At 28.9% G+C, this 10,296-nt stretch carries 9 protein-coding genes and 1 pseudogene; 8 read left to right on the top strand and 2 right to left on the bottom strand.

Translation table 11 applies throughout. The features are described from left to right. Positions 1-404, bottom strand: a pseudogene (locus B2671_RS09055) (hypothetical protein); the annotation flags it as partial. 396 nt (positions 405-800) lie between these two features. Here B2671_RS09055 and aroB point away from each other — a divergent pair. The 7 genes from aroB to B2671_RS09020 all read left to right on the top strand — a co-directional run bounded on the left by aroB (position 801) and on the right by B2671_RS09020 (position 7,307). Then, positions 801-1,862, top strand: a complete 1,062-nt coding sequence (gene aroB, locus B2671_RS09050; protein ID WP_346870122.1) for a 3-dehydroquinate synthase — start codon at positions 801-803, stop codon at positions 1,860-1,862. A gap of 11 nt (positions 1,863-1,873) precedes the next feature. Then, on the top strand, positions 1,874-3,157 hold the full coding sequence (gene aroA, locus B2671_RS09045) for a 3-phosphoshikimate 1-carboxyvinyltransferase (RefSeq protein WP_346870121.1): 1,284 nt from the start codon (positions 1,874-1,876) through the stop codon (positions 3,155-3,157). After that, positions 3,135-4,208, top strand: a complete 1,074-nt coding sequence (gene aroC / locus B2671_RS09040; protein WP_346870120.1) for a chorismate synthase — start codon at positions 3,135-3,137, stop codon at positions 4,206-4,208. Before aroA ends, aroC begins: the two co-directional genes overlap by 23 nt. Before the next feature lie 44 nt (positions 4,209-4,252). Continuing rightward, positions 4,253-4,759, top strand: a complete 507-nt coding sequence (locus B2671_RS09035; protein ID WP_346870119.1) for a shikimate kinase — start codon at positions 4,253-4,255, stop codon at positions 4,757-4,759. Between the two features lie 95 nt (positions 4,760-4,854). Then, entirely contained in the window at positions 4,855-6,009 is a 1,155-nt protein-coding gene (locus B2671_RS09030; protein WP_346870118.1) for a helix-turn-helix domain-containing protein, read from the top strand. A 141-nt stretch (positions 6,010-6,150) separates the two neighbouring features. Further along, the gene (locus B2671_RS09025) at positions 6,151-6,642 is read left to right on the top strand and encodes a sigma-70 family RNA polymerase sigma factor (RefSeq protein WP_346870117.1); all 492 of its coding nucleotides are present in this window, start codon (positions 6,151-6,153) and stop codon (positions 6,640-6,642) included. Beyond that, positions 6,639-7,307, top strand: coding sequence for a zf-HC2 domain-containing protein (locus B2671_RS09020; RefSeq protein WP_346870116.1), 669 nt, complete (start codon positions 6,639-6,641; stop codon positions 7,305-7,307). Before B2671_RS09025 ends, B2671_RS09020 begins: the two co-directional genes overlap by 4 nt. A gap of 1,156 nt (positions 7,308-8,463) precedes the next feature. Here the strand turns inward: B2671_RS09020 and B2671_RS09015 are convergent. After that, positions 8,464-8,862, bottom strand: a complete 399-nt coding sequence (locus B2671_RS09015; protein ID WP_346870126.1) for a ferritin-like domain-containing protein — start codon at positions 8,860-8,862, stop codon at positions 8,464-8,466. A 659-nt stretch (positions 8,863-9,521) separates the two neighbouring features. Here B2671_RS09015 and B2671_RS09010 point away from each other — a divergent pair. Beyond that, positions 9,522-10,175: a CPBP family intramembrane glutamic endopeptidase gene (locus B2671_RS09010; protein WP_346870115.1), complete on the top strand. Its 654-nt coding sequence runs from the start codon at positions 9,522-9,524 to the stop codon at positions 10,173-10,175. Positions 10,176-10,296 lie beyond the last annotated feature (121 nt).

Genomic DNA, 10,296 nt, shown 5'->3' with positions numbered 1-10,296 from the left:
CAGGAGTTTAAAATAACACCGAGAATAATTCCATTTTTAGCAGCAATGGAAGTTAATAAAAAGCCTCTACATAAAAATTCTTCACTAGCACCTTGTATCATAAAACCAATAAAGAAAATAATAATTATAGGAAGAGAAGACAGAGTAACCTTAACAAAGGATAATTGTCCAGATATCATTAGAATTAATACAACAGCACTAAACATAATAAGTCCTACTATTAATCCAATCCAATATTCTTTAAAAGCACCTTTTTTTATTAACCCCATAGAGCGAAGATTTCTTTTTTCGCTAAATTTGCAGTATAAAATACAGATTATAATTAAAAATACAGTACCAAATAAATTTATAAGAGTTAAAGTTTCATTATCTATGGTCATAGATAATCCATTGGATTTAATCACACTTATAAAACTNNTGACATAGGGATCACAAGTATAAATTGACTTACTAAAATAAGAACTAAGGATATGAGTAAGTTGAGAAATGGATTGTGTTTCAGTTTAGCTTTTTTGGCTTCCTCAATCATAACGGAAGGTGTGTTAAAAAATTTCATAAAAATCCCCCAATTTAAATTATAAAATATATACAGTAATGTATATGTAACATTATATTATATATATTAATTTCTAATATATATAATGCAAAAGGAGTAATTTATTACATAAGTTTCTATTAATGAATTCATATGTGAAAATATAATTCATTAATGTATAATAATTAGTAATAAATATCTTATAATAACAGTAAGTAACTATTTAAAATAAAAGGAGAGAACAATAAAGCGGAGGAAGATAATTATGAAAAATTTACAAATACACCGTCCTAATAATCAATACGAAATTCTTATTAAATCAGGAATTATAAACAGTATAGGTGAAGAGATTTCAAAGATATATGAAGGAAATAAAATAGCTTTAATTACTGATGAGAATGTAGATGAATTTTATGGAGATATAGTTAAAAAGTCTTTAGAGGATAATGATTTTAAAGTTTTAAAGGTAGTTTTGAAACCTGGTGAAGGTAGTAAATCAATAGAATCTTTAATGAAGTTATATAATGAACTTTTAGATTTTAAGCTAAATAGGGGGAATTTAATTATAGCCTTAGGGGGAGGAGTCATTGGAGATTTAGCAGGCTTTTGTGCAGCTACTCTTTTAAGGGGAATTCCATTTGTTCAAGTTCCAACATCACTACTTGCCCAAATCGATTCATCTATAGGAGGTAAGGTTGCTATAGATTTACCTAGGGGAAAAAACTTAATAGGTAATTTTTATCATCCTAGGGCAGTATATATTGATCCTCAGGTGCTTAAAACCTTAGGGAAGAGATATGTAAATGATGGATTAGGTGAAGCTATAAAATATGGATTAATAAAGGATAAAGAGCTCTTTAAAAAGTTTGAAAGTATAGAAAGCTATGAAGCTTTATTTGAATATATAGAAGATATAATATATAAATGCTGTAGTATAAAAAAACAAGTAGTAGAGCAGGATGAAAAGGACAAGGGAGAGAGAATGATTTTAAACTTTGGTCACACCATAGGCCATGCTATAGAAAAGCTTGAAAATTATAAGGGCGTTTCTCATGGAGAAGCCGTGGCTATAGGGATGTATTCTATAGCCCTTAGATGTGAGGAGTTAAATATATGTAAGGATGGAGTTGCTAACAGAATAAAAAGTCTACTAGATAAATTTAACTTGCCCTATAGTTTTCAAGGAAAAACCAGAGGAGATATTATTGATGTTATTTCAGTAGATAAAAAGATAATAGGAAATTTTATAAACCTAATTCTTATTGAAGACATAGGAAAGGTTTTTATTCATAAGGCTAGCCATGAAGAATTAAAAAAGTTTATTTAGGAGGAAAAGCAGTGGATAAAATTATAATAAACCCTAAGTTGTTGAAAGGGAATATAGTTGTTCCTCCTTCTAAGAGTTTAGGACATAGAGGGATAATCGCTACGGCGCTAAGCAGAGGAATATCTAGAGTGGATAATATACAACTTTCTAAGGATATTGAAGCTACTATAGAGATAATGAAGGAGTTAGGAGCAGTTGTTAACATTGAGGGTCATAGTTTGTACATTGATGGAAGGAAGATGTTTTCCTATGAAAAGAAACTATATTTAAGGTGCAAAGAATCTGGATCCACCCTAAGATTTTTAATTCCACTAGCTTTAACTAAAGAGGGGGACTATATATTTCATGGAGAAGGGAAGCTGATTTCAAGACCACTAGAATCATATTATGAAATCTTTGAAGAAAAGGGTATAAAATATTCAATAGAAGAAGGCGGTTTGCCTTTGAAGGTAAGCGGAAAACTTACTAGTGGTACATATAGAGTTAGGGGAGATATAAGCTCACAATTCATAACAGGGCTACTGTTTTCCCTACCTATTTTAGAGGGTAATTCTAAAATTTTGATAACTACAAAACTAGAATCTAAGGGATATATAGATCTTACTTTAGATATTTTAAAGGATTTTGGCATAGAGATAGAAAATAATAATTATAAAGAGTTTAATATTAGAGGAGCTCAAAAATATAATAGTAGAAACTATTATGTAGAGGGAGATTATTCTCAGGGAGCCTTCTTTTTAGTAGCAGGGGCATTGGGTTCTTCTATAGTATGTTCTGGCCTAAATAAGGATTCCCTTCAAGGAGATAAGGTCATATTAGATATTTTAGAAGCTATGGGATGTAATGTGGAAGAAAGTGAAGAAGGTATAAAAATAAAACCTTCTAAGACTAAGGGCATAGAAATAGATGCCTCTAATTGTCCCGATTTAGTTCCAGTTCTTACGGTGCTTGCTAGCCTTTCAGAGGGTGAAACTAAAATAGTAAATGCTAAAAGACTTAGAATTAAAGAGTGTGATAGACTACATGCTATAACTAAAGAGTTAAATAAACTAGGAGCAAATATAATAGAGTTAGAAGATTCTTTAATAATATCAGGAGTTAATGAATTAAAGGGTGGAGAAGTTGATTCTCACAATGATCATAGAATAGTAATGGCCTTAGCCATAGCAGCCACAAGAACTAGGGGCAATGTAATCATAAATAATCCAAGAGCAGTAGAAAAGTCTTATCCTAATTTCTTTAAGGATTATTTTAAATTAGGGGGTGAATGTGATGAGTTCAATTATAGGGAATAAAATAAAAGTATCAGTTTTTGGAGAATCCCATGGTGATGCCATAGGAGTTATAATTGATGGGTTACCAGCAGGTCATAGGATAAATTTTGACTTTGTTCATGAAGAAATGAGAAGAAGAGCACCAGGCCAAGATTCAATTTCTACTTCTAGAGTAGAAAAAGACATACCTAAGGTTTTAAGTGGAATTTTTGAGGAAAGAACTACAGGAGCACCACTATCAGCCATAATTGAAAATAATAATACTAAATCTAGGGATTATTCAGAGCTTAAGGTAAAGCTAAGACCAAGCCACTGTGATTACCCAGCTATGATTAAATATGAAGGATATAATGACTATAGAGGTGGTGGACATTTTTCTGGTAGGCTTACAGCTCTTTTAGTCTTTGCAGGAGCAATATGTAAGGATATTTTAAAGGAATATGATGTGTATATAGGTGCACATATAAAGTCTATTGGAAAGATAAAAAATCATGGCTTTGACAAAGTAAATATAAGAAAAGAATTATTACAAGAATTGAGGAAGGATAGATTTCCTACATTAAATAAGATTATTTCCGAAGAAATGAAAGAAGAAATTTTAGCGGTTAAAGCTTTAGGAGATTCTATTGGCGGTGTTATAGAAGGAGCTGTTATTAACCTACCAGTAGGACTTGGCAGTCCAATGTTTCACTCAGTAGAAAGTGTATTATCCCATATGCTTTTTTCTATTCCAGCAGTTAAGGGAGTAGAGTTTGGAGAAGGATTTAACATCTCAACCTTAAGAGGTAGTGAGGCAAATGACCAGTACTATATTGAAGGTGAGGATATAAAAACCTATTCTAATAATAATGGGGGGATTCTAGGTGGAATTACTAGTGGAATGCCAGTTACATTTTCAGTAGCATTTAAACCAACGCCATCTATAGCTTTACCACAGAAAACTGTAAACATGGATACGAAAACTGATGATATTTTAGAAATTAAGGGAAGACATGATCCTTGTATAGTACAAAGAGCAGTGCCAGTAGTGGAGTGTGTCACTGCCATTGCTATTTTAGATATGATGCTTTAGGCATCTTCAAAAAATAAATAGGTACTCTAGAAGGGAGAAGAGTTTTGAATAATATCATATTAATAGGTCTATCAGGATGTGGGAAAACATGTCTAGGTAACATAATTAGTAGTGATGAAGAAATAAATTTTATTGACTTAGATGAATATATAGAAGAAAAAAATAATATGACTATAAAGGAAATGTTCAACATTAGCGAAGAATACTTTAGAGATAGGGAAACAGAAGCAGTTAAACAGGTTTCTAAACTAGAAAATACTCTTATAGCCACTGGTGGTGGAGTTATAAAGAGAAAAGATAACATGGATGCTTTAGGTAAAAGTGGATGTATAATATTTATAGACAGAAAACCGGAAAAAATAATAGAAACTTTAGATATATCAAATAGACCTCTTTTAAAAGAAGGAAAAGAAAAGATATATGACTTACATAAAGAAAGGTATAAGCTATATAAAAAATATGCTCATATTACTATAGATAATAATGATAGTAAGGAGAAGGCTATTAATATTATAAAGGATATAATTAAAATTAAGCTCCATAAGCGTTAGTATTAATAGATATATTCCTTAAATCTTATCTGTTTATAAAGTCATATATGGATCCTTTTTAATATTATATTAATATAGAGAATTGAGGTGAGGTCATGGATACTAAGAAAATACTGTCTATCATAAAACGGCAAGAAGGATTAAAGTTAGATTTTAAACAAAAGCTTTCCTTAGATTTTGAAAGTGGTAAAAAGGAACTAGCTAAGGATGTTTGTGCCATTGCTAATTCAAAGGGTGGAAGAGGATATATAGTTGTAGGTATTGAGGATAAAACAAAAGAGTTAATAGGCTTAGATGAAAGTGAAGTTTTCACAGAAGAACAAGTACAACAAATAATATCTTCTAGATGTGAGCCACCAATCCCAATCTCTGTAGATGAGTATAATATAAGTGAAAAAAGGATTTGTATAATTACAATATATGATGGAGAACAAAAGCCATATCAACTTAAGGAGAATGGAGCATTTTATATCAGAAGAGGCTCTACCACTGATACTATGAGAAAACAGGAACTAGTAGAAGCCTTTGAGGAGAATTTAGACTTTTTTATTGAAACTTCCCAAGTGGTAAGAAGTGATATAAATCTTATAAATATGGAAATAGTAAAAAAATATTTTCATAAAAAAGGTATAGTAATAAATAGCTCTAATGAGAAATTTCTTATGAGAAGTGCAGGAATATCATATACGGATAAGGATACAGGAGAAGAGAAATGTACCTTGGGAGGTCTTTTAGTATTTTCTGATAACAATAGTCTTTGCATACCTCAAAACATGATTAGAATAACTAATAATTTAGGTAAGGTAAAAGAAAGAGTAAATGTTGTGCAAGGTAATCTATTATCTATGATAGATAATAGTGAAGATATATTAAGAAAAATATTACCTAAGAATTATCCTATAGGAGCTATAGTGGAGGCAATAAACAATGCAGTACTTTACAGGGAGTATTCTTCCATAGATAGAGTTATAGAAGTAGTAATATCCAGAAACAGTATAATTATTAATAGCCCAGGACAAATGATACAGAACAATTCCACAGGAAAAAGAATTAACTATAATAGAAGAAACATGTGGCTTTATGAAAAACTAGTAACACTAGATGAAAATAAAAGATTTTTAAACAATGAAGGTGGATTTGGAAGGATAAAAAAGCCTTTCAAAAAAAATGTAACCTTTATAAACTCTAGAGCAGAAGACTGTTTTAAGGTAATCTTACCAGGAACAAAACTCTATGAAGGTAAAAAGTAGTGATATTAAGGTTAATTAGAAGTAAGTTTATAATCCTTATAAGTAAAAGATTAGACGATAATGTAAGAACTAGAATTTATCGTCTAATTTTTTTGTAACGAAATTAATATTTTACGGACTTACTATTTAGGAGGTGAAAATGTGGAAGATATAGAAGTGTACTATAAAAGCCATGGTAAAAAGGTGTATTACTATTTATTATCTATGGTACATGATGATAATTTAGCAGAAGAGCTAACACAGGAAACTTTTTATCAGGCTATGAAAACTATTAATAAATATCGTGGGGATTGTAAACCTTCTGTATGGCTTTGTCAGATTGCTAAACATGTTTGGTACAAACACCTTGAAAAGAATAAGAAATATGAAACTATTTCAATGGAAGAAATAAAAATAGATATAATGGATTCTTATGATTTAAATTCTGAGGTTATGAATAGATTTGATAAGTTAGCCTTTTATAAGAAGTTGCGGGAATTAGATGATAATATGAAAGAGGTTATTTATTTACGGATTTCGAGTGATCTATCTTTTGCAGAAATAGGTGAAATAATAGGGAAATCAGAGAACTATTCAAGGGTAATGTTCTATAGGGGAAAAAAGAAGTTAATGGAAGGAGAGCTAACAAAATGAAATTAGATTGCTATATAGTAAAAGATTTATTGCCAAGTTATGTTGATAATTTGACAAGTGATGAAACATGTAAAGTTATAGAAGAGCATCTAAAAGAGTGTAAAGATTGTAATAAAGAATTTCAGCAAATGATAAAACCTATGTCTGTTACAGATAAAGAGAAGCAAAACAATACCAAGGAAGTACATTATTTTAAAAAATGTAAGAAAAAATATTCAACCATGGTTAAGTTATTGATTGCAATAGCAGTTATATGTGCATTGCTATTTGCAGGATTAGTTATAATACTAACCTCGGCATATCATCAGCAGTATAATAATAAAGGCGTAGGTAATTATTTGCATATGAGTATAGAAGAGAATGAAAGTATCGATTTTATTGGGGAGTATGATGATTATAAGATATATACCTATAAATTAGAAGAAGCATACTTTATTGATTTTTTTGCAAATCGAATAGAAATAAAAGATGCATTTCAAAAGGGTAAAACATCATTAAAAGATATGACTAAACATTTAGAACTAGTAAATGAAGAAAATGGTAATAAGATATACGAATTTGAAAACTATCAAATTATTTTTAGTAAGGACATATGTGTAATAGCTCCATTATCTATAAAGGGAGAAGTTATAATTCAAGCTGTTGAAGACTACGTAGCAGAATAACATTATTTGTTCACCAATTTTGTTATTTAATTGGAATTTCATGCACAGAATATACCATTTTGTGCATTTTTCTATAAAGAAAACTGAGTATAGGATATAATGACTTTAAAATTACTAATTTGGTAGAATGTATTATGTATGAAAGAAAAGATTATTATGTTTATAAAGTTATTAGTGATTTTAAAAACTCATTTATATTAAATTAAGTGGAGGAGAAAAATCATAATATGAATTATTTATCAGGATTTACTGTAATTTTAACTTGTTTTTTTACATTGTACTGTTTTTATGAATTTATGTTTTCAATACACTTATGTGCTAGTGATAATATTAATAAGGAAGTTTTCAATGAAGTATTGTATTTTAAAAATATAATGTCAATTGTATATTTATTTTGCTTTATTTGTTTTTTTCTTTGACTATTTTTGTCTATCTTAAAAATTGTATTTTTATTCCATGGAAAGCTAGGATATTAGTGTTCAAAAATACATAACATTATTGATAATACTTAGTCTGCCAGAGCTTTTTAAATATAAGAAGAGAAAATATAAGATAAAGAAAACAAAATTTAATATTAGGAAAAAACTAATTTTAGTATTTTCAATACTTATTTTTTCCTTGATTTCCATCCTTATAAATGTGTATATGATTTTACCTTAATTATTCAAGGGTATATTAAAAATTAAGTGTAGTATAGATTCATTTGCTATAAATCTAAAACTGTAATAAAGAAATAAACGGTAGGTGCTTTTGTAGAAGTTTTGGGAAATGCGGTATTCACATTTTTAATTAATGCATGTAGAGTAAAAATTTCGGGATTAATAAGACATTCAGCAACCCATTATTTCCAAACACAACTCTAAATTTTATCAATTTTATACTATAGATCTAGGAGGGATAGCATGAAAGTAATTGGATTTATATTTGAAGCATTACTTCCAGGAATAATATCTGTTGGTATTACAATATAATTTCAATGGTCTTGGCCAATTATGTTAATATTGTATATAGCACTTAGTAGTATTGGGCATTTTATTATTTTGACAATTAAAAGTAAAGAAGAAATAAAAGAAGAGTATTTTAATTAAGGAGAGAACCCATTACAGATTGATTATATACATTCTGTAATAGGCTCTTTAAAATTCAGAACAGTAGCCTACCTTCTTCTACAGACTTCATTATAAAGTAAAACTAAAGTTTTAATATGAACTTCCTCATCCTTTACTATTCTTTCAAGTATTTCCTTTACCTTTTCATCTTTAATTAATTTTATAGTTTCTTTATATTGTCTAATGGTAGCTTTTTCACCGTCTATATCTTCACGAAGCATAGAGGCTAGGTTTGAGCCATATTCAATAAATTTAGGTGACCAATGTCCTTTATTAATTTCAAATCTAGGATTTCCACCAAGAACTATGATAAGTTTCCCCAAGATTTCTAGGTGCTCCAGTTCTACCCTAGCTATAGCCTTTAAGCAATGGGATACATCTTCAAATTTTTCAGATATAGCTAGGCTGTGATATATATATTGATTTACAGAAGTTAGTTCTGAAATAGCACCAGCATAGTTAATTTGTATTAAGTGTACATAAGATTTTNNCCTATTTCTGGATAAGGCAAATCTGCTTTATATATATTCTTAGCTTCCATAGCATATCTCCTTAAAAATTTTTACCATATATAATATGGGGATGAATATATTTTAGTGAGAGTTATTTATTACTATTGTTGAAAAAATAACATAACATATATCTAAAAATGTAGTTTTTATCTAGAAGACTTAATCCTAGTTGTATAAAAGGTTCAAATGGGGTTGAATATTGGAAATATGGAAGATAAGAAGCTAAGAATACGGGAAGGAGTATAAGGGAAATGGCAAGGGAAAATTAATGGGATGATGAGTTGACTATTCTTATATTGAAGCTATATACTAAAATCATCCAAATTATACTTTTTAATTAAAAACATATTTAAGTTTATAAAAGTTAGAATTTTTTACATTAAAAATAATTGTACGAATTATTTAATATCCATAAGAGAAAAAGGAGGGGTTTAGCAATTTAGGTCTAGTAATTGATTGTCATATAAATTTAAGTCATGCCATGCTAAAAATTCAACTTAAGCTGTAACTTAAATTTATGTGCTATTTTTAACTGACAACATTGGAATTAAGCCAACTTAAATTATAAAATACATAAAAAGGAGAGACTTCAGATGAAAATTAACAAAAAAATTATATATCCAATAGCTCTTATAGGTATATATATGGTGTATTTCTTTTTCTTAGTAAAATACTTATATAATAATAATTTACTTATAGGTGTTAATAGTATTACTAAAGTAAATATTGGAATACAATTATTAGGTGATTTTCTAGCTAACTTACTTATTGTAATAATTATTATATCAATTATGCTTAGAAAAAAACAATCATTAAATATAACTGGAACAACGAGAAATGGCAAAATAGTTGCTTGTATTTTATTTGCAATTTATATAGGAATATTTTTTATTAAAGGTGATTTCTCACTAGCAGGTATATATAAACCGTTCTTTTTTCTAATTGTTGTAGGATTTTCAGAAGAGTTTATTTTTAGGGGATACGTATTTACAGAATTAGATAAAGAGCTACCTACCTATTTAGCCATAATAATCAGTGGGATGATGTGGGGTGCTATGCATGCTGCAATTCCAATTATTATAAATAACTATTCAGGTATTCAATCTTTCAGTGCTATTATATCTGAATTAGGAGGATTCGCTGTTGTTGGGTCAATATTTGCTTTATTATATAAAAAGAGTAATTCTTTGATAGTTCCTATTTTAGTACATGCACTATACGATTATTTACCTGTATTATATAGATAAGATATAATTTAACCATAAGCCATTTGAGGGTTAGTAGTATAGACATAGTAACAATGCAAATTCAACTAATAAGTTAAAAAAGTATAAAAAAGCTCTATAAGTTTAGCCTTATAGAGCTTTT

Origin of the sequence: Clostridium sp. UBA5119 (assembly GCF_002414285.1) — a bacterium.
Classification (GTDB): domain Bacteria; phylum Bacillota; class Clostridia; order Clostridiales; family Clostridiaceae; genus Clostridium_J; species Clostridium_J sulfidigenes.
Note: the sequence above shows the minus strand (reverse complement) of the source record. Positions and strands in the feature narration are given on the sequence as shown.

What these genes read in the sequence shown, in the direction of transcription:
- aroB (WP_346870122.1), top strand. Translation starts at nt 801, where the DNA reads ATGAAAAATTTACAAATACACCGTCCTAATAATCAATACGAAATTCTT.
- aroC (WP_346870120.1), top strand. Translation starts at nt 3,135, where the DNA reads ATGAGTTCAATTATAGGGAATAAAATAAAAGTATCAGTTTTTGGAGAA.
- B2671_RS09030 (WP_346870118.1), top strand. Translation starts at nt 4,855, where the DNA reads ATGGATACTAAGAAAATACTGTCTATCATAAAACGGCAAGAAGGATTA.
- B2671_RS09020 (WP_346870116.1), top strand. Translation starts at nt 6,639, where the DNA reads ATGAAATTAGATTGCTATATAGTAAAAGATTTATTGCCAAGTTATGTT.
- B2671_RS09010 (WP_346870115.1), top strand. Translation starts at nt 9,522, where the DNA reads ATGAAAATTAACAAAAAAATTATATATCCAATAGCTCTTATAGGTATA.